20 protein-coding genes and 1 tRNA gene are annotated in these 25,944 nt (G+C 64.6%); 12 read left to right on the top strand and 9 right to left on the bottom strand.

Annotated features, from left to right (window positions below; all coding sequences use genetic code 11):
* The first annotated feature begins 182 nt into the window (after positions 1-182).
* The 9 genes from H6678_12630 to H6678_12590 all read left to right on the top strand — a co-directional run bounded on the left by H6678_12630 (position 183) and on the right by H6678_12590 (position 13,315).
* A complete protein-coding gene (locus H6678_12630) occupies positions 183-2,192 on the top strand; it encodes a hypothetical protein (protein MCB9474643.1) in 2,010 nt (669 codons plus the stop codon).
* On the top strand, positions 2,128-4,338 hold the full coding sequence (gene scpA / locus H6678_12625; protein MCB9474642.1) for a methylmalonyl-CoA mutase: 2,211 nt from the start codon (positions 2,128-2,130) through the stop codon (positions 4,336-4,338). Before H6678_12630 ends, scpA begins: the two co-directional genes overlap by 65 nt.
* Positions 4,335-5,318 carry a methylmalonyl Co-A mutase-associated GTPase MeaB gene (gene meaB, locus H6678_12620; protein ID MCB9474641.1) on the top strand — a complete coding sequence of 328 codons (984 nt, stop codon included), beginning with the start codon at positions 4,335-4,337 and terminating at the stop codon, positions 5,316-5,318. The genes scpA and meaB overlap by 4 nt, the downstream gene beginning before the upstream one ends.
* Positions 5,319-5,470: 152 nt before the next feature.
* Positions 5,471-5,788, top strand: a complete 318-nt coding sequence (locus H6678_12615) for a hypothetical protein (GenBank protein ID MCB9474640.1) — start codon at positions 5,471-5,473, stop codon at positions 5,786-5,788.
* 400 nt (positions 5,789-6,188) lie between these two features.
* Positions 6,189-6,896, top strand: coding sequence for a hypothetical protein (locus H6678_12610; GenBank protein ID MCB9474639.1), 708 nt, complete (start codon positions 6,189-6,191; stop codon positions 6,894-6,896).
* A gap of 152 nt (positions 6,897-7,048) precedes the next feature.
* Complete coding sequence (locus H6678_12605) at positions 7,049-7,264, top strand: hypothetical protein (protein ID MCB9474638.1); 216 nt, start codon at positions 7,049-7,051, stop codon at positions 7,262-7,264.
* Positions 7,265-7,301: 37 nt separating this feature from the next.
* A complete protein-coding gene (locus tag H6678_12600) occupies positions 7,302-10,085 on the top strand; it encodes a M6 family metalloprotease domain-containing protein (protein ID MCB9474637.1) in 2,784 nt (927 codons plus the stop codon).
* A gap of 84 nt (positions 10,086-10,169) precedes the next feature.
* Positions 10,170-10,835, top strand: a complete 666-nt coding sequence (locus H6678_12595; protein ID MCB9474636.1) for an NAD-dependent deacylase — start codon at positions 10,170-10,172, stop codon at positions 10,833-10,835.
* A 128-nt stretch (positions 10,836-10,963) separates the two neighbouring features.
* A complete protein-coding gene (locus H6678_12590) occupies positions 10,964-13,315 on the top strand; it encodes a tetratricopeptide repeat protein (protein MCB9474635.1) in 2,352 nt (783 codons plus the stop codon).
* Positions 13,316-13,401: 86 nt separating this feature from the next.
* Here H6678_12590 and H6678_12585 read toward each other — a convergent pair whose 3' ends face one another.
* From H6678_12585 to H6678_12575, 3 genes are all read right to left on the bottom strand, one after another.
* Positions 13,402-13,857, bottom strand: coding sequence for a septal ring lytic transglycosylase RlpA family protein (locus H6678_12585; GenBank protein ID MCB9474634.1), 456 nt, complete (start codon positions 13,855-13,857; stop codon positions 13,402-13,404).
* A gap of 155 nt (positions 13,858-14,012) precedes the next feature.
* Positions 14,013-14,645 (bottom strand): class II aldolase/adducin family protein, encoded by a 633-nt coding sequence (locus H6678_12580; GenBank protein MCB9474633.1) that lies wholly within the window; start codon positions 14,643-14,645, stop codon positions 14,013-14,015.
* Positions 14,645-17,098: a carboxypeptidase regulatory-like domain-containing protein gene (locus H6678_12575; protein MCB9474632.1), complete on the bottom strand. Its 2,454-nt coding sequence runs from the start codon at positions 17,096-17,098 to the stop codon at positions 14,645-14,647. Before H6678_12575 ends, H6678_12580 begins: the two co-directional genes overlap by 1 nt.
* A 245-nt stretch (positions 17,099-17,343) precedes the next feature.
* Here H6678_12575 and H6678_12570 point away from each other — a divergent pair, with 245 nt between their 5' ends.
* From H6678_12570 to H6678_12560, 3 genes are read left to right on the top strand one after another with little or no spacing between them, the layout of a single operon-like run.
* Positions 17,344-18,603: a hypothetical protein gene (locus H6678_12570; GenBank protein MCB9474631.1), complete on the top strand. Its 1,260-nt coding sequence runs from the start codon at positions 17,344-17,346 to the stop codon at positions 18,601-18,603.
* Positions 18,600-19,445 (top strand): SDR family NAD(P)-dependent oxidoreductase, encoded by an 846-nt coding sequence (locus tag H6678_12565; protein MCB9474630.1) that lies wholly within the window; start codon positions 18,600-18,602, stop codon positions 19,443-19,445. Before H6678_12570 ends, H6678_12565 begins: the two co-directional genes overlap by 4 nt.
* Positions 19,435-20,442: a glycosyltransferase gene (locus tag H6678_12560; protein ID MCB9474629.1), complete on the top strand. Its 1,008-nt coding sequence runs from the start codon at positions 19,435-19,437 to the stop codon at positions 20,440-20,442. Before H6678_12565 ends, H6678_12560 begins: the two co-directional genes overlap by 11 nt.
* Positions 20,443-20,487: 45 nt before the next feature.
* On the opposite strand, the gene H6678_12555 is transcribed toward H6678_12560, so the two are convergent.
* The 6 genes from H6678_12555 to H6678_12530 form a co-directional block, all read right to left on the bottom strand.
* Positions 20,488-20,560: transfer RNA gene (locus H6678_12555), tRNA-Phe, on the bottom strand.
* Between the two features lie 83 nt (positions 20,561-20,643).
* Positions 20,644-21,750, bottom strand: coding sequence for a Na/Pi symporter (locus H6678_12550; protein MCB9474628.1), 1,107 nt, complete (start codon positions 21,748-21,750; stop codon positions 20,644-20,646).
* Between the two features lie 82 nt (positions 21,751-21,832).
* Positions 21,833-22,501, bottom strand: coding sequence for a PhoU domain-containing protein (locus H6678_12545; GenBank protein MCB9474627.1), 669 nt, complete (start codon positions 22,499-22,501; stop codon positions 21,833-21,835).
* A 353-nt stretch (positions 22,502-22,854) separates the two neighbouring features.
* Positions 22,855-23,838 carry a PD40 domain-containing protein gene (locus H6678_12540; GenBank protein ID MCB9474626.1) on the bottom strand — a complete coding sequence of 328 codons (984 nt, stop codon included), beginning with the start codon at positions 23,836-23,838 and terminating at the stop codon, positions 22,855-22,857.
* A 23-nt stretch (positions 23,839-23,861) separates the two neighbouring features.
* The gene (locus H6678_12535; protein MCB9474625.1) at positions 23,862-25,025 is read right to left on the bottom strand and encodes an S-layer homology domain-containing protein; all 1,164 of its coding nucleotides are present in this window, start codon (positions 25,023-25,025) and stop codon (positions 23,862-23,864) included.
* 84 nt (positions 25,026-25,109) lie between these two features.
* The gene (locus H6678_12530) at positions 25,110-25,916 is read right to left on the bottom strand and encodes a hypothetical protein (GenBank protein ID MCB9474624.1); all 807 of its coding nucleotides are present in this window, start codon (positions 25,914-25,916) and stop codon (positions 25,110-25,112) included.
* Positions 25,917-25,944 lie beyond the last annotated feature (28 nt).

Genomic DNA, 25,944 nt, shown 5'->3' with positions numbered 1-25,944 from the left:
CACATCCGGATCCGGCCACGCGGCAAGCCTGGCCGCGTCCGGAAGCCGGTCCTGCTTGATCTGGTTCACGTGCAAACTCATGTGCCCACCCAGCATCCCCCTCTGAAACACGCCCGGACATCCGGCATGCGTCCATGCCCGGAAACGCCCGGTTCGATTGTTCCCAGCAGAAAGATCCACCCATGAGCAGCGATCCCTTCTCCCGTTTTCCGCGGGCGGAGTTCGCCCGCTGGCGCGAGCTTGCCGAAGCCGCGCTGGCTGGCGCTGATTTTGACCGAAGCCTGCGCGGCAAGGACAGTGCAGGACTGATCACCGACCCCGTGTACACGGAGGACAGCCCCGGAGCCCAGCCCGTGGGCGAGGCGGCCCGCCACCGGACCACACGCGCCTGGCACATTCTGCAGGATCTGGGTGCGCCCGATACGGGTGAAACCCGGCGCGTGTTCGAAGAGGCCGTGGAACAGGGTGTGGACGCCCTGGACCTGAGCCCGCTCTGGTTGCCCGCCCCCTGGAAGTCCGGACAGCCCGACTGGCGTGACGCGGACAGCCTGGCCGCCCTGCTGGGCTCGCTGCCCATCGAGCGCCTTGAACTGTGGATGGACACACGCGATGCCCTGCTGCCCTGCGCGGGCATGCTGCGACAGGCCCTGGAACAGACAGGCCATGAGGCGGGAGCCCTGCGCGTGCGCCTGCTGTCCGATCCGTACACCGCACTGCCCCTGACCGGCAGTGTGCGCGGAGGCTGGGCGCGGGTCTGGCAACAGGCCAACAGCCTGCTGCAGTGGGGGCATCGCGGACTGCCGGCCTGGCATTTCTTCGGGGCCGACGGTCAGCCCTGGCACGAAGTCGGGCTGGGCGCCGCGGAAGAACTGGCCCTTGTGCTGGCCAGCCTGCACGGCCAGTTGCGTGGCCTGACCGCGCTGGGAGCCGACCCCGCTGGTGTGATGCACCACTTCAGCACCGCGCTGGCTTGCGACCGTGAGTTCTTCACCACCATCGCCAAGTTCCGCGCCCTGCGAGTCCTGATTGATCAGGTTCTGGAAGGCTGGGGCCTGCCCGAAGAGTCCCGGCGACTGCCCCTGCGGGCGCGGACATCCTGGCGCGAACTCTCGCTGCTGGACCCCTGGAGCAATCAGTTGCGGCTGAGCAACCAGCTGGCCGCCGCAGCCTGTGCCGGTGCTGACTGCCTCTGCTGCGGCACCTGGCTGGACGGCATCAGCCACTGGCAGCACGGCATGGCCGCACTGCCGGCGCGCGATCGTCGGCTTGCGCGCCGGTTGGCCCGGACCACACCGGCGCTCGTGAGACACGAAGCCTTCCTCGAGCGAGTCGATGATCCGGGCGGAGGCTCCTGGTTCATCGAGAACCGGACCCGCATGCTCGCGGAAGCGGCCTGGCAGAAATTCCAGCAGATCGAAGAAGCCGGAGGACTGGAACAGGCCTGGAGCACGGGGCTGGTGGCGACCTGGCACCGGGAAGCGGCCGAGGCCGAGCACAAGGCTCTGGCTCACGGTCGGCGCATTCTGGTGGGCGTGAATCGCTACGTGAATCTGGCGGCCCCCTCGCTGCCTGAGAGCACCGGAACCACCGGGATTCCACCCCTGGATGACGAGGAAGGTGAAGACTGCACCAGCCTGGAAGAAGCCTTCGAGCGCGCCGCCAGCGAGGACTGGCGCAGCCTGCTGCCCAGCCTGGCGGGCCGCGAGGAGGCCTGTGGCACAGCTCTTGCCTGCACGCGCGTGGCCGAACCGTTCGAAGCCCTGCGACGTCGCGCCGCCCGTCTCGAGAATGCCGTTCTGCCCATGCTGCGACTGGATTCCGATGGCAGCCTGCGTGCACGCAGTGACTTTCTGACCCAGTTTCTCGCCGTCGGTGGAATCTCGGTGGAAGCACACGATGCCGGAAACGGGGAAAGCGTGGCGGCCACCCTGCTGGCCGGCCGCCCCCCGGTCCTGCTGCTCTGCGCCGCCGATGCGGCCTACCCGGGCATGCTGGAAGGCGTGCTGAGTCTGCGCGACAGCCTCAGTCCCGGGACACGCCTGATCCTGGCCGGGCACCCGCGTGTGCTGGAACCCTTGCTGGGAACCTGGGCCGACCCGGCCCACCGTCTGGAATACATCCATCTGAATGGAGAACAGCTGGACCGCCTGGCCGGTCTGCTGGACGAGTTGGAAGGAGGCCCCCGTGGCTGAGTGCCCCGACTTTCGCGGACAGACCCTGAGTTTTCCGCGCTCCCGCACCCACAGTGACACGACCACTGCCCTGGACTGTCCCGAGGGAATCGAGCTGAAATCCCTGTACACGGCCCGGGATCTTGACCCGGACGTCGACGGACCGGGGCTGCCCGGCTTGCCGCCCTACACGCGTGGCCCCTACCCCACGATGTATGTCCAGCGCCCCTGGACCGTGCGCCAGTACGCCGGGTTCAGCACGGCGGAGGAGAGCAACGCCTTCTACCGCCGCAACCTGGCCATGGGCCAGAAGGGGCTGTCCATCGCCTTCGATCTGGCCACTCACCGCGGTTACGATTCGGATCACGAACGGGTGGTCGGTGATGTGGGCAAGGCCGGCGTGGCCATCGACTCGATCCTGGACATGCGGATTCTCTTCGACCGGATTCCCCTTGACCAGATGTCCGTCTCGATGACCATGAACGGGGCGGTGCTGCCCGTGATGGCGCTCTACATCGTGGCCGCCCAGGAGCAGGGCGTGAGCACACGCCAGCTCAGCGGCACGATCCAGAACGACATCCTCAAGGAGTTCATGGTCCGCAACACCTACATCTACCCCCCGGCGCCCTCGATGCGGATCATTGGCGACATCTTCCGCTACACGGCCCGCGAGATGCCGCGCTTCAACAGCATCAGCATCTCGGGCTATCACATGCAGGAGGCGGGTGCCAGTGCCGACCTGGAACTGGCCTACACCTTGGCCGACGGTCTGGAGTACCTGCGTACCGGACTGGCGGCCGGCCTCTCGATCGACGACTTCGCGCCGCGACTCAGCTTCTTCTGGGCCATCGGCATGAACGTCTTCATGGAAATCGCCAAGCTGCGCGCCGCCCGCATGCTCTGGGCCGAACTGCTGGCCGACTTCAAGCCGGCCAACCCGCGCTCCTCGTGTCTGCGCACCCACAGCCAGACCTCGGGCTGGAGTCTCACGGAACAGGACCCCTTCAACAACATCGCACGCACCACCATGGAAGCCCTGGGAGCCGCCATGGGTCACACCCAGAGCCTGCACACCAACGCTCTGGACGAAGCCATCGCCCTGCCCACGGATTTCAGCGCCCGCATCGCGCGCAACACACAGTTGCTGCTGCAGGACGAGAGCGGAATCTGCCGGGTGGCCGACCCCTGGGGCGGCAGCTGGTATGTGGAAAGCCTGACCCGCGAACTGGCGGCCCGGGCGCGCACCCACATCCGCGAAGTGGAAGCTCTGGGCGGGATGGCCAAGGCCATTGAATCGGGGCTGCCCAAGCAGCGCATCGAAGAAGTCGCCGCCCGTCGCCAGGCCCGCATCGACAGTGGGCGGGACATCATTCTGGGCGTGAACTGGCTGCGGCCCATGGAAGAGAGCGAGATCGAGATTCTGGAAGTGGACAACAGCGCCGTGCGCGAGTCCCAGGTCGAACGCCTGCGCCAGTTGCGCGCCAATCGCGACAGTGCCGATGTGGAACATCGACTGGCCGCGCTCACCGCGTGTGCCGGATCCGGCGAGGGCAATCTGCTGGATCTGGCCGTGGATGCGGCACGGGCCCGGGCCAGCCTCGGCGAGATTTCGCTGGCGCTGGAAAAAGTGTGGGGGAGGCACCGCGCGGTGAACAAGACGATCAGCGGTGTCTACCGCCAGGAAATCAGTGGCGGGCAGTTCGATCGGGTCCGTCGTCTCACGGAGCAGTTCGCCAGTCGCGATGGGCGTCGCCCGCGCATGCTGGTGGTCAAGATGGGCCAGGACGGACACGACCGGGGCGCCCGTGTGATCTCCACCGCCTTTGCCGACATGGGCTTCGACGTGGACGTGGGCCCGCTGTTCCAGACTCCCGCCGAGGTGGCGCGCCAGGCGGTCGAGAACGACGTGCACATCGTGGGCGTGAGCAGCCTCGCCGCGGGACACAAGACCCTGATTCCCCAGCTGGTTCAGGAACTGGCGGCCCTGGGGCGTGGCGACATCCGCGTGATCGCGGGCGGCGTGATTCCGCGCCAGGACTATGACTTCCTCTACCAGGCCGGCGCCAGCGAGATCTTCGGACCGGGCACCGTGATTCCCGAGGCGGCGGAAAAGGTGATCCGCGATCTGGCCGAGTCCCTGGGCTATTCGCTGGATCCAGGCGCATGACATCCGGCAGTGGCAAGGCGAGCGATCGAGACCTGCTGTCGGGCGTGCTCGCGGGCGACCGGGCCAGCCTGGCCCGCGCGATCACGCTGGTGGAAAGCACGCGTGAAGACCACCGCCAGCAGGCCCGTGAACTTCTGGACGGCCTGCCGGAGCGCCCCGACAGTTGGCGCATCGGGATCTCGGGTCCTCCCGGAGCCGGCAAGAGCACCTTTCTGGACGCCTTCGGGATGCAGCTGATCGACAGCGGGCACAGGGTGGCCGTGCTGGCCGTGGATCCCTCGAGCAGCCTCTCGGGAGGCAGCATCCTGGGTGACAAGACCCGCATGGAACGCCTGGCGCGCGAGCCGGCGGCCTTCATCCGGCCGTCGCCCAGTGCGGGCAATCTTGGGGGAGTGGGGCGACGCACGCGCGAAGCGATCCGTGTCTGCGAAGCCGCAGGATTCGACCGGATCTTCGTGGAGACCGTGGGCGTCGGCCAGAGCGAAGGCCTGGTGCGCACCATGGTCGACGTGTTTCTGCTGCTGTTGCTGCCGGGCAGCGGGGACAGCCTGCAGGGCATCAAGCGCGGCATCATGGAACTGGCCGATGGTCTGTTCATCAACAAGGCCGATGGCGAGAGCCGGAGTGCGGCCGAGCGCACGGCCAACGACTATGGCCAGGCCCTGCACCTGCTGCCTCCCGCCACCGCGGGCTGGTCGGTACCCGTGGGCTGCATCTCGGCACTGGAAGCACAGGGCCTCAATCAGGTGCTGGAATGCCTTGCGGCACACCGTCAGCATCTTGAGACCCTGGGTGGCGGCGTGGAGCGCCATCGCCGCGAACAGGCACTGGACTGGCTGCGGACCATGGTTCAGGACGAACTGCTCACCAGATTCTGGAATCGCCCCGGCATCAGGGAGCTGCTGGCCGAACTGGAACACGGCATTCTGGAGCAGGGGCTGGATCCCGTGCGCGCCGCGGACCGCCTTCTGTCTCGCTGAAACAGGCTCGGCACATTCTGCCCGGCGCGGGTGGGAATATTCCGAACTTCTGGCCTTCAGGCCTTTGGAAGCCCCGCAAGTCCTTGATTATCAACGTTTGCAAAACTGGCATCCCCCTTGCTTTGGAACTGGCGTCAAGCAAGGAGACAGGGATGAATTTCTACACGAACGATCTGGTGCGCTCCCGACAGGTAGCGAGCGAGGAGAGCCCCAGTCACATCCCCAAGTACCAGACCTACGAATCGAAACTGTCGATCCTGATCAGTGCCGAGCAGCAGAAGTACCTGGAAGATGTGGTCATGAAGGTCATGCGCCAGCGCACGCGCAAGCATGAACGCATCACCAAGAACAGCCTGATACGTTGTCTGATTGAATTCATGAAGACCCTGGATGTGGATCTGGTGGATGTGGCCGATGAGAAGGAGCTGCTCAAGCGCCTGTTCATCGCCCGCCTGAATCGCATCCTGTAGGACAGACTCATTCTTTCTTGGGACGCGGATCCGCCCACGGGCAGGTCTGCGTCCTTTCTGTTAGATTTCGGCCCGTTCAACAGCTGACGCCCCGTCCCCCCACAACGCTCACTGCTGAGTCTCCTTCATCCCCTGCATTTCCATTCAGTTGGAGGGGAAGAGCTACGCTTGCCACAATTGTCGACCCGCCAACTTTGGTTTGCCTTTTCTGTCAGGAAGTGATAGGATGAGTCGTCGAGATCCAATCCGGGAGCACGTGTCTCATCCCCAGGCCATCGGGCCCGCGGGAGGGAACGCGCCGTTCCATCGGATCCGACACGCCAGCTTCCCCATGCGCGATGACGCGAGGCCGGAAGACCAGAAGTCCCAGGTCAGGTTCACCCAGCTCAAGATTTCACAGATGTCCGGAGAACTCCAGCAAGGAGAAGAGCAGCGGGATCGTTTTCCCGCCCGCTATCGCTCCAGCTATCTGCCCTTGCTGCGGGACGCTGTCCGGGAAGGAGACGAGCACCCTCTGCAGCGTGCGGGCCGCATGCTGGAGGCCGGACACGGGCACGAGCCGCTGCCCGGTGCCGGGGCCCCCGGGGACACGGGAGACCGACTGCTTCAGGCCCGTCTGGATGAATTGAGTCGGCGCCTGAACCAGATGCAGCAGAACCTGACGTCGGGACACACCGAGCACAAGGCCAGCGTTCCCGCAGTGGACCCGCCCACACTGGACGGCCAGTCCCTGCACGCTCGTCTGACGGAGTACCTGGACGAATGGAACCTCTGGCAGAACGGACCGGGCGAGCGCGACCTGCAACAGGAACTGGTGGAGTTCTGCCGTTCGGACTATCTGGACAAGCTGATCCGCCTGCACCCCCTGCCCTTTCTGATTCTGGATGCCCAGGGCAGTGTGATCCAGGTGTCACCCGGCAGCGGAGCCATTGAGGAGCTGGCGGGCATGCAGCCCGGCGATCGACTCGAAGACCGCATGGAATACCATGCCGCCAGCGCCACCGAACCTGGCTGGCTCCAGGATCGCCGAGGCCGCGCGCGCCGCATCCCTCTCAGGGATTGGCCGCTTCCCGGTGGCCGTCTGCTCTGCCTCCTGCCCAACGGCTGATCCCGATCCACTCTGCCTGAATCCCTGCGCCGCAAGAGTGTCCCTCCGGCTGGCATTGATTTTGCTTTGAAAGAACTCTTTCGCAGCATGCCCGGGGCCCGGTCGCCCCGCGTGGGAAACCGCGCAAGCCGATCGCCTTTGCAAGAAAGCGCATGAAAGTGCGTTCGAATGAGCAGGAAATTGCCGGATCGGGGCCGGAAACAACCCATTCCGGGAGAATCGGGCGCCGGAAGCAACCGATGATGCAATGGCTGCCCTGCTCGCTGCGGGTGCCGACTCACAACTTCGGCGGCCGCAAGCAACGGTTCCTTCGGATTTTCCGTGTATTTTCCTGCGCGATCGTCATCGGGATCACGCAGTTGTCGTGAAACCCAGACCCGTCACCGCCTTCATCGTGGAGTTCGCATGATTCGCCGCGCCCAACTTGCCCTGTTGCTCAGCCTGTCCCTTGCCGGTACCCTGCTGGCTGTGCCCGCCCAGCCAGGCTGGAAGACCACCGTCCAGCACGGTGACACCCTGCGTTACCGGCTGGTGGGCGACGAGTTCTGCAACTGGGCCGTCAGCGAATCGGGGCATACCCTGCTCTGTGATGCCGCGGGTGACTGGCGCTTCGCCAGTCGGGCCAGCAACGGCTCGCTGATGCCCGGACCCCGGCTCTGGTCGGCACGGGGCGGGGCGCCGGAGTCCGCACTGGGCCTCGAGCCCGATCCGGACTGGATGCATGAACACCTCCGGTCCCTGCGTGAGCAGCGGGAATTGCGTCCCGACGGCAGCCGGCCCACGGCACGTGAGGCGCGCGTGGATGGCGAGTGGAACGTGCTGCTGATCATGATCGAGTATCCGGACGCGGGCAATTCCTACCAGCCGGCCAACTTCGAGGCGATGATGAATCAGCCGGGCTACGGCAACGTCGGCTCGTTCCGCGATTTCTATCAGTCCATGAGCGCCGGGCGTTTCGGCACCACCGCCACCGTCACACAATGGTACACGGCCGCTCATCCCCACAACTACTATGGCTACAATCAGGGGTATGAAGTCGCCCAGGAGCTGGTGGTCGAAGCCGTGCTGGCCGCGGATCCCGACGTGGATTTCTCCCAGTTCGACAACGATGGCAACGGCACGGTCGACGGACTGCTGGTCGTCCATTCCGGACCGGGAGCCGAGGAAGGCAACCAGACCAACATCTGGAGCCACCGCTGGTCCCTGTTTGGGGTGGGCCCCCTCACGCTGGACGGCGTCCAGATCTGGGACTACACCATGCAGCCCGAGATCCAGGGCAGCGATCAGGCCGAGATCGGCGTGTATGTTCACGAATTCGGACACAACCTGGGCCTGCCCGATCTGTACGACACGGACTACAGCAGCACGGGTGTCGGCACCTGGTGCGTGATGGCCGGTGGCTCGTGGGGTGGGACCTTCGGGGGCCCCAATCGCCCGGTCAGTTTCTCGGCCTGGTGCCGGACGCAGCTTGGCTGGTCCACCGTCGTGAGCACCAACGGCGAACTGCTGGATCACGGACTGCCCAGCGTGCACCTCAGTGATCAGGTGATCCGTCTGAACCTGCCGCAGAATCCTGCGCAGTACTTCCTGATCGAGAATCGTCAGCGCGCCGCCTGGGATCTGGATCTGGCCAACGAAGGCCTGCTGATCTGGCATGTGGACGAATCGGTCAATGGCAACTCGAACGACTTTCATTACAAGGTGGATCTGGAGCAGGCCGACGGCAACCAGGACCTGAATCACGGCTACTCCGCCGACGCGGGCGACCCTTTCCCGGGCAGCCACGACAATCGGCGTTTCGATCTGGCCAGCACGCCCTCCAGCCTGCCGTACGGCGGCAGCGACAGCCCGGTCTCGGTGGTCAACATCTCCGATCCGGCGGACACGATGTACGCCGATTTCTTCCAGTACTTCAGCCATCAGGATCTGCGTGTGCTTTCGGTGTCCGTGGATTGGGACGAAAGCGGTGACAACTGGCTCGATCCCGGAGAAGAGGCCACCCTGTCGCTTCAGTTCCGCAACGACGGCGCCGTGCTCAACGGCCTGAATTTCAGCCTGTTGCCCGACTCCGCGCCCTGGCTGGAGATTCTGGACGGAGAGTTCAGCACGGGGCCCATCGAGGAGAACCAGGAATTCGGCAGCGGAGCCCAGGCCCTGCGCGTGCGCGCGCTGGCCGGGATCACCCCGGGAAACCGCAGCATGATCCTGCATTGCCAGGACACCGAAGGCTGGCCCCAGGAGCTGGTGGTTCCGCTCGCGGTCGGCCGAGCCGACGTGTTGCTGGTGAACCAGAGTGATTCCCCCGAAGACATCGCCTATCTCACCCCGGGCCTCGAGGCTCTGGGCTACAGCTGGGAAAACCGGATCGGGCCCGACAGCGCCACCGCCCCCGCTGACATGGACCGCTACGAACTGGTGATCTGGTTCTGCGGCACCACCGACAATCCCCTGAGCGGCACGGAACAGCAGGCCATGGTCAGTCGTCTCCAGGCTGGGGGCAATCTGATGCTGATCGGCCAGCATTGGCACGAGGACCTGGGCAGCGGCCTGACCGGCCTGGCTGGAATCAGCTGGGGCGAGATGGTGAACAGCACCCCGATCCTGGTGGGCGACCCGGCGCTGGAACTGATCGCACCCGCCGAACGTGTGCTGCTCGCGGGTGCACTGGGCGCGTACAACCAGCAGCTGCCGGCTCGCGAACTGCTCTGCTCGGACGCCACCCCGATCCTCGACTGGCAAGCGGGCGGAATCGCCGGTGCGGTCCGCGAGCTGCAGAGCGGTGCGCGGCTGGTGATGCTGGCCTTCAGCCTTGAATCGGTGCATCCCTCGGGCACCGTGTTCCTCTCGGTCCAGACCCTGCTGGATCGCCTGATCGACTGGCAACTGAATGGCACGGGCGTGGACGGCACTCCCCTGGATCGTCCGGCGGTCTTCGGACTGAGCCTGGCCCCCAATCCTTTCAACCCTGTCACACGCGTGCAGCTTGAGCTGGCCCGCGCCGGTGACAGCGGACTGACCGTCTACAATCTCCAGGGACAACAGGTCATGCGGATGCCGCTCGGCATGCTGGCGCCCGGCACCCATGCATGCACGGTGGACCTCTCGGGTCAGTCCAGCGGACTCTACTTCCTGAGTCTGGAAGTCAACGGCCGTCCCGAGGCCATCCAGCGGGCGGTCCTGCTCAAGTAGCCCTGCGAGGATCGCCCCACGCACTCCGGATCGGACACTCTCCGGCAAGCCCGGACCCTGCTGCGGGACTCACGCCGCCTGCTTGTGCTGAGTGGCGCGGGACTCTCGCTGGCAGCCGGTCTGAAGACCTTTCGTGGACCGGATGGGCTCTGGCGCGGTCTGCGCTCGGAAGACCTGGCCACACCGACAGCCTTCGCCCAGGATCCCCGACGGGTCTGGGACTGGTACCGCTGGCGTTTCGCGGCCCTCCAGCAGGCCGTTCCCACTCCGGGGCATCTGGCCCTGGCCGGTCTCGCCGGCCGACACTCAGTGCGATTCCTGACCCAGAATGTCGATGGCCTGCACCAGCTGGCCGGTTCACGCGCCGTGGTGGAGCTGCACGGCACTCTGCGGCAGGCACGCTGCACTGACTGTTCGAGTCACACGCCCATGGAATCGGCGGTCCGGATGGCCGGAGTTCCCGCCTGCCCGTTCTGTGGGGCTGCCCTGCGCCCCGCGGTGATCTGGTTCGGCGAGTCCCTGCCCGAGGTCGCGGTGCAGGGACTGGCGCGCGGCTTGGACTGGCTGGACCTGCTGCTGGTCGTGGGCACTTCCGCCCGGGTCTGGCCGGCCGCCGGATTGATTGCCGGAACGCTGGAACAGGGGTTGCCGGTGCTGGAAGTCAATCCGGAACCCGGCCCCTTCACGGGGCGCAGTCTCTGGCTGTCCGGTGACTGCCAGCACTGGCTGCCCATCCTGGCCGAAGACTGAGCCTGGCGCGCTCCGTCGCTGAAGCCCCCCGCGCGGGAACCGATACCATTGCCAGCGGTTTCTCCCTACCTTGTGCCCCGGACTCCCGGGTCACGGGATCAGGCCAGTTCCAATCACGAGGCTTCCTTTTGCGTGCTCCCCGACTGATGCTGCTCTGTGTGCTCCTGGCAGGACTGGGGGGCTGTGCCTATTTCAATACGTATTACAACGCCCGCGCGTCCTACAAGGATGGCCTCAAGAAGAAGCTCGAGAGCTCGGGGGCCAATGCGGGCGAGGCCCAATTCAAGCAGAGCAATACCGTCAGCTCCAAGCTGCTGCAGTTCTACCCCGAGAGTCGCTGGGTGGATGACACGATCCTGTTGATCGGACTGTGTTATCTGGAAATGGGCCAGCACCACCGTGCCCTGCGCAAGTTCGATGAGCTGGAGAGCAATTACCCCGAGTCCAGACTCATCGAGCCGTCACGCGTCTGGCGGGCCCGGACCTACCTCGAGCTGGACCGACTGGAAGACTGTCGACGGACCCTGGCGGCGCTCAACGATGAGCGCCTCGACCGGGAAGACCAGCTGCAGAAACTGGAAATCGAAGGCAATCTGGCCCGGCTGGAAGAGCAGTGGTCCCGGCTGGCCGAAATCCAGCTTGAGGTGCTCCATCGCACGCGCCAGCGGGCCCGCAAGGGACTGTTGAATCTGGCCCTCGGGCATACCCATGAGCAACTGGGCGACCCTCGCGAAGCGGTGAAGCACTTCGGGCGCGTCGGGCGTTACCATCCCGGCCGGATGGCCGAACTGGAGGCGGCCCTGGCCGAAGTGGACAACCTGATCCAGCTGGAACGCTTTCCCCGCGCGGATCAGAAGGTGTCCCGTCTTGAAAAGGACGAACGCTTTCATGACCTGGCCGACCAGATTGCCCTGCGCCGGGCCTCCCTGCTGCTGGCGATGGGAGAGCTGGAGCCATCGCTGATTGCCTACAACGCACTTCTCGAGAAGTTTCCGCGGACTCCCAGCGCCGCCGCCGCGGCCTTCCAGATTGGCGATACCTGGCTCTATCAACTGGGGCAGGCGGACAGTGCCCGTGTGTACTACACGCGCAGCAAACAGGAAGTGACTCGCGGGGCCTGGGCCGACAGCAGCACGGCACGCCTGGCGGATCTGGATGGGCTGGATGCCGTGCGTGAACGCCTGCTGGAGTCCGAGAACGCCATCCAGCAAACCCGCTGGTCGCTGGATCCCGACAGTGCCAGAGTCTACTGGGTGCGCGCTCAGCTGGGCAGCTTGCGCACTCGCGTCACCCAGGACAGCCTGAACCTGATCGAGCGGGCGCGTGCCGCCGTTGACAGCAGCCTGCGCGCATCCTACGCGGGGCGCCTGCCCGAGCTGGCCGATTCGATGGCCGCCGTGGCAGACAGCCTGCCCGGCTGGGCCTGGTCCAGGGCTCTGGTGCCTCCCGACACGGTATCCATTGCCGCGGCAACGCCCGAAGAAACGCCATTGCTGGATGTACCCCAGCGCGGCGGTGGACGCCGCAAACTCTTCCAGAACAGACGCCAGAAGGAAGAGGCCCGCAGCGACAGCCTGGAACGGGCCGTGGAGGCCGATTCCCTGGCCCAGATCGCGCAGGACCTGCGCACGGCACGCCTCGACAGTCTGCTGATCGCCAGTGTCCTGGATACGCTCAGCCATTCGCCGGCCGTGGACTCGCTGGCCATCGCAGCACGCCTCGACAGTTTGGCCCTGTTGAGCTACGATCAGCAATTCGAACTGGCCGAACTGCTCAACTACCGGATGCGCGATCCGCTGGGGGCCGACAGCCTGATGGCTCGGCTGGATTCGCTCAAGGGCAGTGATCTGCGCCACAGTCGCCTGCTGTTCAGCTGGGCTCTGCTCAAGGAAGAGAGCCTCAAGCAGCCCGATCAAGGCAAGGCCCTGCTGGAACGGCTTGTGCGCGAGTATCCGCTCTCGCTGGTGGCCAATCCGGCCCGCGATCGTCTGGGCCTGCCGCGCACCATGACCGTGGCCGACAGTGCGGCGATCGTGCTGGCCGACGCCGAGCGGCTCTGGCTGAGCGAATTCCAGCCCGCCCAGGCACTGGCCCGCTACCAGACACTCCAGGAACTCTACCCTGAAAGCGAAGCCGCGCTGACCGGACGGTTGGCCCAGGCGACCATCCAGTTGCAGGTCTACGGCGATCTGGCCGCCGCCACCGAGCAATGGAATCTGGCCCTGCGCGCCTTCCCGGACGATCCTCGGCTGGCCGATCTGAAAGCCCGACTGGGTCTGACGACGGCTCAGGGCACCGAAGGCAGCGGCGAAGAGGAGGCCCCGCAGGTGGCCGCCGGACTGTTGCTGGAAGAACGCAAGGATCAGAGCGGACACTTCGTGCGGCCCGAGGACCTTGATACCCTGCCGAAACTGCTCGAGCACTTGCGGGCACGCTTTGCGGACACCGATCGTCTGAGGCTGGAACGGGTGCTGCATTGACCGTCACGGCAGCCCCATCGGCCGGAGAGCCAGCGGGCGATTTCCAATCAGAAATCGCCCGCTGATTCTCTCGTGGCAGATCGTGGTCAGGGCAGGCTGAGAATCCTGATTTCCACTTCGGTGGTGCCCTGATTGATGAAGGCCAGCCGCCGGGCGGCGGCCCGGCTGCAATCCAGCACGCGATCGCCCACGAAGGGCCCGCGGTCATTGATCTTGACTTCGGCCTTGTGGCCATTGGCCATGTTGGTCACCTGCACCCAGGTGCCCAGCGGAAGACTGCGATGGGCCGCGGTCATGTCATCCTGATTGAAGATCTCGCCACTGGCGGTGGGCCTACCATGGAACTGCTTGCCATACCAGGAGGACGTGCCGCGCAGCACCTGTCCGACCTGCCAGCCTTCCTGTTCGGGCGGACTGACCTTGGCGGCAGGCACGCCGTCGTGCTTGACGAAGCGCGGATTGGAACTGCAGCCGAAAAGCCCCAGCGCCAGCAGAAGCACAAGAGCGATACGAGGCGCGAGCCTGGAATCCCGACGAAGCATGAACCAATCTCCAGAGTCATTGAGTCCGTAGGCCAGCAGCAGCTGGTGGTTTCCTGGATGCGAAGCGGCATCGCTGATGGACCGGGTTCGAACTGAAGGATCCCGGTGAAGGAAACAGTGGACAGGGGCCGAAGATAGGTTTTTTGACCTTCCAGTCAACTCCTGGCCAATTGCCGCAACCAGGTGGGGTCCAGAGGGCGCGCTCCACCCAGCAGGTGGGCCGTGAGCAGAATTCGGGCCGCCTGCTCCAGCTGTTCCATGCGCAGGGCCGCATCCTCGAGACCGAGGGTGGAGAAGGCCACGGCACCATGACTGGCCAGCAGCAGCACCTCGTGTCTGGCGATCAGGGGGCGCACACTCTCGAAGAGTTCCTGGCTTCCCGGCGCGGCAAAGGGCGCAAGCGGCACACCGCCCAGTTCCACCAGCAACTCGGGAAGCACGGGGGCCTCGAGTGCCCGGCCGGCTGCGGCGAATCCGGTGGCCACGGGTGGATGGGCGTGTACCACGGCGCACGCATCGGCCCGGTGACGATAGATGCCCAAATGCAGGGCCGTCTCACTGCTGGGCTGGCCCTGTCCGGCCAGGACCCGGCCGCGTTCGTTGACCAGCAGGATCTGGCGCGCAGTCAGGCGTCCCTTGCAGCTGCCCGCGGGGGTGATCGCGAACTGGCCGGGGCCCACGCGCACGCTGAGGTTGCCTTCGCGGGCCGCCAACAGACCACGCGTGTACAGCATCTGTCCCCACTCGACCAAGCTCTCCGCTGCGGCGCGGTACTCGGGCAGTCGCATCACCAACTCCTCATCAGGGTCACGCCATAGCGCAACGGTGCCGCGGGCAGCAGGGTCAGGGTAGCGGGGCCGCCATCGCGCGGGCGTGACACCACTCCGGATGATTGCCAGCGGCGATCGAGCAGATTGTGTCCCTCGACCCTCAGCCCCCACCCTTTCAGGGCACGAGATTCCAGCTCGACGGCAGCCGACAGCTCGCGGGTTCCCGGCAGGCGCAGTCCGGCCTGGCCACTGGGATCCGCATCGTGGGCTCCACGATACTCCCAGTCGAATCCCAGCTCGGCCACCAGCCCGGCAGGCAGGGCCTGTTCACGGCTCAGGCCGATGAACATCGCGAACGTGGGCCAGGAGTTTCCGGCCAGCCGATCCAGATCGCGCAGACGGAATCGCCCGGCAGCCCCGTAATACAATGTTCCGGAAAGCTGGTCGGGAGGCAGTGGATCGGAGGCCGGGCCCGGTTCCAGCGGCAGAATCAGGCGGGCATTTCTCCAGCGTGACACTCCCAGTTGGAAGGAGGCCCGCAGACGGGTCTGCCCGCTCAGCAATCCGTCGGCCCAGAAATCGGAGTTCAGACTCTCCAGCCGACCGCCATTGGACAATTGAGGATCGGGCAGGTATTCGCCCTTGCTCTTGTACCACGCCCCGATCGGACCTTCGAGCCGGTCATACCAGAGCTGGATGCCGCTGCGCATTCTGCCCGACTGATGCTCCAGCCCCAGATCCAGCCTCTGCAGGCGCGCGGTACGCAGTCGGGGAACCGCCACTCCGCTGGCATCGGCCACGAACAAGGGCTCGCTGGTGGCCGATTCCGGTGAACGGTTCAGGTCCCAGTAATCCAGCGGATCCAGCATGGGATTGAACCGGCTCCAGCCCAGTTGCCAGGTTCTCTCCTGTTCCGTCAGGATCAGCGCCAGACGGGGCTCCAGCACCAGCTGGTTGTCGTCGAAGGCCAGATTGCCCGAGCTGCCGGTCGCCTGGTTGGGCAGACGCTCGAAACGGTAGTACTGATACCGGGCGTCCACCTGAAGATCCAGAGAGAGGGGACCGCGGAGGGCATAGCGGTCCTTGAGGCGCAGACCGGAGGAGAACGTGGCATCGCGCGTGTGGAACCAAGAGTCCCAGGCCGTCTCGCCAGCCGGGATTCCGGGCCCGTCGTCAATGGCTCCCGTGCGGTCTTCGCCCACCCGCTCGAGCCAGAGTGCCAGCTGGAAGCGTCCCCGGCTGTGACTCCAGTCCACCGAGAATGCGGTCGCCGCGCGGGACATGTCACTGTTCCGGCGCGTGTCGAACCACGCCTCACTGCTGAAGTCGGTGCTGCTGTAGCCCCGTTGGTAGAGGCGGTCCAGCTCCTCGCGCTCGAGGAGTGTGTGACGCGACTCGAGCTGCAGGTCCAGACGTACGCGCAGATCCTGTGTCAACGGTGCCAACCAGCGCGCAGTGCCCCGGGCGCGTCGGCCCGTTTCCCGCGCGCTGCCGGTCGCCAGCAGCCATTCTTCGCGCTCGGCAGGAATCGGGGCGTGTTCGCTCCAGTCGTCCAGCAGCAGGCCGGTGTTGAGCACACCCAGTTTCAGTGCGCGCTGGTGTTTCAGTTCCACTCCGCGCAGGGTGTTCTGCCCATGGGCCCCCAGACCATTGTCGCCCGTGCGCCCGTCCAGAGCCCAGCTCAGACGCATGGGGTCCTGGGGCAGAAGCCGCAGATCGATGGTGCCCTGAAATCTGGACTCGCCTTCGCTGCCAGCGCCCAGCGCCAGACTGCCCGCCAGGGGGCGCACCTCGGGAGTGGCGGCGGGATCCGCGTGCGAGACTCGCGGCACGAGCAACTCCCCCCCGGCCCAGAGAGCCCCATGGGGATCGTCCCTGAAGAGAGCACCCGCCTGGCCGCCTGGCTGGAACTGGCGCGGCCCCCGTGTTTCGGGCAGCAGGCGATCCAGTCCGCGCAGATTGTCGCGTGAGCGCCCCAGCAGGGGCTGCCCGTCAAGATTCCAGCCCGACCGGCGGCCCGTGGCATTGAAGAGGCTTTCGGCCAGCCCATCGCCATCCCGGTCCCGGGGCCAGAGTTGGGCCGCGAACGCCGGAATGCTGCCGGTGGCCGAGCGATCCACTTGCTGCAGGAGATCGCCGGGTGTGGAGGAGAGGTCCTTGCCGGACCATGGGACCAGCACGAACTGGGCCGCTCCTTCACGGTGGTAGAGAAAGTTCTGGCGCAGGGGGTAGTGCCCGGGGGCTTCGATCAGCAGCTGCAGAGTTCCCGTGGACACATCCGGCAGCGCGAAATAGCCTCGGGAATCCCCGATGCCGTGGGGACCCTCGAGAACCTGGATCACGGGCCAGGCCACGGCTGTCCCGTCCGCCGACAGAATGCGTCCCCAGAAGCGGGCCGCCTGCGAGCCCAGGGGCCACAGCAGCAGCAGGCAGATCAGGAATCGGGACATCAGCGAACGTGGGTAGGGCACGGCGGGTCACTTGAGCTGGCATGGGATGTTGAGTCGGGACCGGTGGCCAGGGTCGGTTTTCCGGGTCGGCCGGATCTTGGTTCGCACGACCGGAAGCCCTGTTCTTGGCTGGCCAACAATCTATATTAAGCGGGTCGTTTCGCAGGCAGGCCCACAGACATGGTCCTGCCAGGGCGGTACTTCCCGGTCCGGGGGAAGCACTGGCTGTGATCACCCAGGCCCTCCAGCTTTCGGAAACCACTGTCATGTCCCGTGTACTCCGTGCCCTTGTCGTCTGCCTGCTCTTCCTGCTCTCCTGCGGGGGGGCGGAAATCACCCGCAGCTCACCACCGATGCTTGAAGGCCAGCTCAGCGAGAATGGCACCGGGCGCAGTCTGGCCGGCGTGCTGATCAGCCTGCGCGAGAGTGGTGCCTACCTCAGCACGGATGAGGCGGGAGCCTACGCCTTCTACACCCTGCCCGAAGGCCCAGACACGCTGGTGATCCATCAGTCTCCCTGGCTGCGCCTGGAAGAACCGGTGTCTCTCCAGCGCGGCAGAACCAGAATCCACAACCTGGTGCTCCAGCGTGACGCAGAACTGCCATGGCTGGAGCTTTCCCCCGACAGTCTGGATTTTGACTGGGACGAAAGCCTGCTGAACCTGCAGGTACACAACCGGGGCGGTGGCCAACTTGACTGGAGCGTTCAGGACGTGCCGACCTGGCTTGATGTGCAACCCCAATCCGGCAGCGGTGACGCCAGCGTGACGCTTGAAATGCGACGTTCGCAGCTCAGTGGGCCACTGGATCTTCGCAGCGTCCTGCGGGTCAGCAGCAACGGTGGTACGCTCTCCCTGCCCGTGAAGGCCCGGGTGCTCGAGTATCCCGATCTGATCGTCGAGAATCTGCTGGTCGAGCCGGTGGAATTCAGCGTCAATGGCGAAGTCCGCACGACACTGGGCCTGGGCGGCAGCGAACGTCTGTTGATGAATACCGACCATGTGCAGGTACGCTGGACCGTCCAGCAACGCTTCTGGGAAGGCCAATTGCTGGGCAACCCCTTCGGTTTCACCGGCGCGGAACTGGTGCTGACCAACGATCTGACCGTGTTCGCCGTCAACCAGATCAGTCTCAGCAATGGCCAGAACTTCAGGATCTTCAGCCCCAGCATTCACAATGAAGATGGCGGCGACCTCTTTCTGGTCGTGAACTACAACACATCGCGAGAATGGCTGGGCTACGCACGAATCCCCGCCGGTGAGACCTTCCTCGGAGGCTACTACGATGCCGGCGGCTCCACCGATCCCGTGAACGTGATGCTCTTCCCTGATACCACCGATGCGGATCACTTCTTCTTCCTGGGTGACATTCCCGCAGGCCGCCAGATCACCGAGCCCCGGAGCAGCGAGGCGGACCTGCGCGCCGCCTTCCAGGTGAACAGCGGTCTGGTGCTGATCAACTGCTGCAATGGGGCCACTCAGTTCCCCAATGGAGCTGAGGTGCTGATGTTGGAATCGGCCCAATGAGCGGCGCTCGCCCCTGGCCGGCGGGAGAACTGGCACTGATCACGGGCGCCAGTTCCGGAATCGGGCGTGAACTTGCTCTGGCACTGGCTGCCGGTGGTGCCGACCTGATGCTCTGCGCACGGCGCGGCGAGCGCCTGCTGGAACTGAAACAGCAGCTGGAAAAAGCCCATGGAGTCCAGGTGCTGCTCTTCCAGGGCGATCTCTCCCGGGCAGCCACGATCCGCGACCTGCTGGAAGTGGTGGAGTCCCTGGAGCACAAACCGGGCATTCTGGTCAACAATGCGGCTCGTGGGCTGGAAGAGTTCCGGCTGGACGGGTCGCCCGGAATGGCGCGCATGCTGCTGGAACTGAACATCAACGGCCCGCTGGCACTCACGCGTGCCCTGCTGCCCGCCATGGTGACACAGGGACGAGGCTGGATTCTGAACATCGCGTCCTTCGCCGGAATGGTACCCCTGCCCGGTCATGCACTGTATTCAGCCAGCAAACATGCTCTGCTGGGCTTCGGTCAGGCCCTGCATCACGAGCTCAAGGGCAGTGGGGTCCAGCTGACCACCTGCTGCCCGGGCCTGGTGGATACGGAGTTCTTCGAGGCCGGCGATCTGCGTTTCCGCCCGGCCACCAGCATCCCGGCCGCCGACGTCGCTCGCGGCGCGTTGAAGGCCCTGGCGCGTGGACAGGCATTGCTGGTTCTGCCCGCCAGCACACGCTGGAGCGCCTGGATGTACACGCGCCTGCCCGGTTTTCTCCAGCGCCGTGTACTGGACTGGATCTGTACGCGCAGCAAGCTGACCGCTCCCACACCCGCCCCACCCGTGGAACCACAGCCCCTTGGCGGATGACCCGCGGCCACTCGTCTCGGTCCTTGTCCCCGTGCGGGATGGGGAATCCCATCTGACCGCCTGCCTGGACAGCCTCTTCCGCCAGACGCTTGGCAGAATCGAAATCGTGGTCGTCGATGACGGCAGCATGGATGAAACAGTCCCGCTCCTGCAGGCTGCCGCCCGACGGGATCCACGACTGCGCGTTCTTCTGCAGCCGCCCGAAGGGTTGGTGCAGGCACTCAATCGAGGTCTGGAGTCGTGCCGCGCTCCATTGATCGCCCGGATGGACGCCGATGATCTCTGCGCGCCAGACCGGCTGCAACTGCAACTGGAACACCTGAACCGACACCCGGAGACCGGTCTGGTTTCGTGTCGTGTGGCACACCTGGGTGATCACACCACCGCGGGCTACGCGCGCCACGTGGACTGGCTGAACAGTCTGATCTCGGAGCGCGAGATCCGCAACGGTCGCTTCATCGATGCCCCGCTCGCGCACCCCAGCGTGATGTTCCGGCGGTCGGTGCTCGATCGACATGGCGGCTGGCGCGATGGCATGTTTCCCGAAGACCATGAACTATGGTTGCGCTGGCTGGACGCGGGAGTCCGGATGGAGAAGCTGCCCCAGTGCCTGCTCTGCTGGCGTGATTCACCTGAGCGGCTCAGCCGCCGGGATCCACGCTACTCAGCCGAGGCATTCGCGGTCCTCAAGCTCCCTTGGCTGCTGCGTGAGCTGGAACGGGTGCGCGCCGGTCGAGTGCTGATCAGCTGGGGTGCGGGCCGGGAGAGCCGCAAGCGGCTGCGGGGTGTGCTCCTGGATGGCTGGATCGAGATCCATCCCGGACGCGTCGGGCAACGGATTCTTGGGGCGCCCGTCGTGCACCGGGACAGTCTGCCGGCACCGGACCGGGCTTTCGTGTTGCTGAATGTGGGCAGAGTGGGGGCCCGGGAGGAGATCATGCCCCGGCTGGCAGCGGCGGGCTATCGCGATGGGCTGGACTGTCTGGCCATTGCGTGACCAGCCCCAACGAAGAACGGCCCCGATGGGGCCGTTTTCATGAAGTGCCGCCGAGTGGAGTTGAACCACCGACACACGGATTTTCAGTCCGTTGCTCTACCAACTGAGCTACAGCGGCATTTTTTCGCAGACCGTCAAAATAGGATTGGAACCTTTCACAGTCAACCGGCCAGTGTCGACGCTCGCACTCCGCCTGCCTGCTCAATGCGTCAGATAGATCGCCGCCAGTGGCAGAGCCAGAAACAGAACCACGAGATACAGCAGCGGATAGAGGCGGCTGCGAAGTGTCTGCGTGGCCAGGGTTTCGGCCATCCAGATCGGCAAGCGACGCATGGGCCAGAGCAGCAAGGTTCCATAGGCATTGAATGCGAAGTGCACCATCGAGAGTGCCACCGCATTGTGGTTGCCGGTCAGCATGGCCGCCATGAAGGCGGTGATCGTGGTGCCGATGTTCGCGCCAAGCGTATAGGGAAAGATCTGCTGGATCGTCAACAGGCCCGCGCCGGCCATGGGAACCACCATGCTGGTCGTGATCGAACTGGACTGCACCAGAAAGGTCAGGGCGATGCCCATGGCGAAGGCGACGGCCGCATTGTCGAAGATGCCGCCCTGGAATGCGTTCTCGACGTTTCGCAGGAAAATGCCCTTGAGCACCTTGGTCAGCATCACGATCGCGAAGTACAGAGCCGCGACGGCCACCAGCAGCCCAAGCCAGGGATTGTCGTTGACGCTGTGAAGAAATCCCTTGACGATGGGCTTCAGCACTGCCTTCACAGGACTGAACAGGGCCAGCCCGCTGCTGCCTTCCACCAGAGTCGCCAGAGCCAGACCGGTCTTCGAGAGAATGCCCGTGGAAAGTTCGAGGGGAAAGAAGATCAGCACGGCCAGCATGTTGAACATGTCGTGTACCGTGGCTGCCGAGAAGGCTCGCCGGAATTCAGTGGGGTTGGTGATGTGTCCCATGGCCACCATGGTATTGGTGACCGTCGTCCCGATGTTGGCCCCCATGACCATGGGCACAGCCAGACTCAGCGGCAGGCTGCCCGAACTGACCATTCCCACCATGATCGAAGTGGACGCGCTTGAGCTTTGCATCAGTGTGGTTGCGGCCAGACCGATGAACAGCGCGATGATGGGCGTGGACGCGAAGGAAAAGAGGGTCTTGGCAAAACCGGCACCGAAAAGCTTGATCGAGTCGGCAAGCAATTCGATGGAGAAGAAGAACACCAGCAACACGAAGAGCAACAACAGGATACGCCAGATCTTGCCGGAGTTTTCGGTCTGGGGCAACAGCATGGAATTGGGCATGTTTTTCCTGGCAGTATGAAACAGGAGTCAGCGGTCGATCGCAGTCCGCCTCAGGTCCGGGCAGCAGCAGCCTTCCGGTGCCTCAGATGTCCTTCTTGACCCCGATGCGGTCAAAAGGATTGGCAACCGCGGTCTGCACGTTCAACCAATGGGACGTCACTCGCTTGAGATAGCGGGCATACAGCGCGGTACAGACGAGTGTGCGGCTGTCGCCCTCATGGACCTCGCTGCTCAGCTGCTGGGTGATATCCTCGCAGCTGCGGCCGATCCAGCGATGCTCACGGATCAGTTCGGCCGCGGCCTGCTCGTTGCCTTCCTCGAAGTTCCGCCGCCCCTCAGGCATGACCCTTTCGATGAGGGCGGTCTCGATGCGGGTCAGTTCGGCATCATGACGGGGCACGCTCAGACGCCCAGGATGTCTGCCGGCCAGCACCACGATGTTCTTCGCGTAGTCACCGATGCGTTCCACGTCGATGATGATGCTGATCAGAACCAGCGCGGGATAGATATGGTCGCTGCCCATCACGCTGAGGTGAGTGAACACCTTGCGTCGCACGCCTTCTTCGTAGGTGTTCACCGCCGCATCCATGGCCGCCACATCGATATCCAGTTCGGCGGTATCGCTGTGACGCAGTGATTTCACCGCACTTTCAACCATCACGTGGACATTGGACAGCATGGCATGGGTGTCCTGGATCGCCTGTTCCAGCAGGGTTTCCTTGTTGAAGAACGAACGCAAGGCCTTGATCATCTGACTCTCCCTGATGGCCGTGGTGACCAGAACGCAGCGCCCGGACGACGCCCCGGATCAGACAGGCATCGACGGCGCCGGACACGATTGCCGCGCATGACGCACCAATAAAACATTGTTGACACAGCGCACCAGCATGTGAGCACACGGGAGTGCCCGCCTCACGCGAAATCCTCGCCCAGCACGAGGAGCAGCCGATGGGATGATGAGGATACTCGGCGGGCCAGCAGGGGGCATACCACAGGCCGACAGGGGTTTCAGCTTCGTTTGGTTTACATAATATACATTATGCGAACCCGCGAAACGACGCAGAGAAAACCCGGGAACCGCCATTCGGGCCCCCGGGTCTGTGATCAGCCGTTGATGGGAATCAGGAACAGATCCCACTGTCCGGACACGCGCCCATAGAACACCAGCGACTTGCCGTCCGGTGACACGTTCGGCCCGCGGTCTTCCTGCCGGTTGCTGAGATCCAGAGGAGTCAGCGGCGAGAAACCCGGGGCGGTGTGCACGATGCGGCTGCTGCTGTCCAGGTTTTCACTGCCCGACAACCAGAAATCACCCGCCAAGCCGGCGGCCGGCATGCCGAAGATCCAGTCGCCCGCGTACAGTTCACTGGTATTGCCCAGTGCATCCAGTCGTTTCCAGTGCTTCTGGCCGTCCCGGAACACCAGGGAACCATCGGCCATGGGCAACGGTGCGGTTTCGTCATCGCCGGCAGTCAGCTGCTCGGGCTGGCCACCTTCGCGCGGGACCCTGAAGATCGCACTGCGCCGTTCCGCATCGTTCAGACTGGTTCGGCTGTCGGTGCGGTCAGACACGAAATAGACCTGACTGCCATCGGGCGAAAACCGCGGATACCAGTCATCGGACGGGCCGGAAACCAGCAGAATCCGGGTCTTGCCGTCCTTGCTCAGCAACATGATGTCACGGGCCGGGTCGGCGTCCAGCGCGGGCGGGTACACCGTGCACAGAATCCAGCGTCCGTCCGGAGAGACACTCGGGTTCTCTTCGTTCTCGGGGCTGTCGGTCAGACGGCGTGGATCGCCACCCGCGAGGTCAAGGGTATAGAGTTCCCAGTTGCCATCGCTGTTGTTCTGGAAAATCAGGCTCTTGCCATCGGGAAAGAAGGCAGGTGAGGCCTGGTCGCCCGCGGAAAAGGTCAATTGACGGGCGGTACCGGACACATTCTGGGCGGCACTTCCCGCCGACGGGGTCTTCTCCGCTTTTTTGACCCGTCCGGGTGTATCCGACTTTCCGGCACACCCAGCCAGCACCGCTGCTGTCAGCAGGATGGCGATTGAACGATGTCGCGGGCTGGGCAGGAATCCGGTCATGGTCGGCATTCTCCCGGTCGGGTCTAGCGGAATGTCTGGCGCAGCTCATTCTGCAGTTGACGAATGATCAGCAGGGCGTCGGCACCATCGATGGTGCCCATCGGATCGAAGTTTCCAGTGGTCAGGTTGGCGGTGATGATCCCGCGCGTGGTGACCACGGCCGCCGCATTGTACGACGGGTGCGAGGAATTCATGTCCGGGAACTTGCTGGTTTCGCCGAAGAACCGGGTCGTGAGACCGGGGTCGTTGTTCACGTCGGCCAGAATGTTCACGATGACGTCGGCGAATTCACCACGGGTCACTTCGGCATCCGGGAAGAACTGGCCGCCGGGAAACAGCTGCATGCCGCCGTGCTCCAGCAGGTCATTGATCCAGGTGCGAGCCCAGTGATTCTGGATATCGGCAGGTTCGGTCACACCCTGAGGGCTGCCGTCAGGCATCTTCATCGGGTCGGTCGGGGCGCTGAAGCTGGTATCGGGAGCCTTCTTGCGATGCTTGGCGATGATGGTGGGCAGATCCAGTTCATCGACCAGCAGCACGGCCAGATCACCGCGGTCGATCACGGGCTGCAGGGCAACCTTCGAGCTGGCATCGGTGCCGGGACGGGCGCGCAGGATCTTCTGGACCTTGTCCATGGCCGCATCGGCGGGGCCACCGAAATCGCCGCGCATCTCGACTACCTTGGCCAGCTTCTCGAGGGCTTCGCTGAAGCGATAGCGCTGCATGCGGGTCAGGCCGTCGTAGTAGAGGATTTCTTCCTTGGCCGCCAGATCGGCACCGGCCAGGGAATTGGCCTTCGAGAAGTCCTTGAGGGCGTCTTCGTACCAATCCTTGGGCTGGGCCAGGCCAAGCACCCGACCGTGCGTGCTGTAGACCTTCCAGCGGTTGTCCGCCAGCTTCATCGCCTTGTCGGCTTCGGCCAGCGCATCGGCCATGCGTCCCTGCTGGGCGCGCACAAGGGCGATGCCGCAGACCGCATCCACGTAGCGCGAATCCAGGCGCAGGGCGTAATTCAGTTCACTCTCGGCTCCGGCAAGATCCCCGGCTTCCAGCTTGCGCATGCCCTGACGGACATGAAGCTGGGGAGTGTCAAGGTTGGACTGGGACGCGATGTTCTTGGGGCCGCACCCCGTGAAGAAAACGGGCATCATGGCCAGGCTGAGCAGCAGGGCAATCCAGCGTTTCATACGGTCATCCTCCGGTATTCACTGGATGGATCCAGTGGTTCATTCAATTGATGGTCAAGCACTTGCAGGATCTGATGTCCTGCATTACTTGACAACAAACACCACCCGGCACTGCCGGAGGAAATTCAGGTTCTCGGCCATGGCATGCAGAGTCTGGCCCGAGCCGTCATCAATGACCACGTCGGCTCCGTTGGCGCCCTTGCTCTCGATGGCCGTGACCTTCAGCGGGTTGTTGCCGATGCGGTCCTGAAGCGCGACAGCTTCCTGGACGCTGCGCACGTAACCCACCATGCCGTTCTTGAGAGCCCATTCGCGGTCGATCAGGGCACTGCCGTAGACCTCGCTGCCGGACTGGCTAAGCACGCGCGGGGCAAGGGCGGGACGCACGCTGATCTGGGTGCAGTCCACGATCAGACCGGTGAACACACCGCCCACGGCGCCGGGGCTGAGCGGAGTCACCTGCGGGGTGCCCGAGGCGAAGGCCATGTCACCCACCAGCACGTTGCTGAACTCCTGGCTGAGGAACATCTCGACCGTCAACTCGATGCTGCCGTCATCCTTGTAGTCGGGATCGCCAACCGGCTGGAAATTCTGGCAGACGCCACGCACTTCCGTGTAGATCACGTCGTTTTCCAGCATCAGATCCTTCACCGTGGTTTCCGAGGTCAGAGCCATGCCCTGGACGGTTTCCAGAATCTGCCTCAGGGCGTCCGCGCGGGCGGCACGGATCTGACCGGCCCGTCCGCCCACCGTGCTGGGCATGGCGATGCCCACCGCGGTGACCTTGCGAACCTGCCAGTCGACACTGCCATTGCCAACCTGCTGGATGACCTGTGCTTCCAGCGTGCCGGCCATCAGCATGGCCAGGAAGAGAGTTGCGATACGTTTCATCATGAGTCCTTTCACGGAACTGCTTACG

The sequence above is a fragment of the Candidatus Delongbacteria bacterium genome (assembly GCA_020634015.1).
Lineage (GTDB): Bacteria > CAIWAD01 > CAIWAD01 > CAIWAD01 > CAIWAD01 > JACKCN01.
The sequence above is the reverse complement of the archived record's forward strand: the minus strand, read 5'-3'. Positions and strand labels throughout refer to the sequence as shown.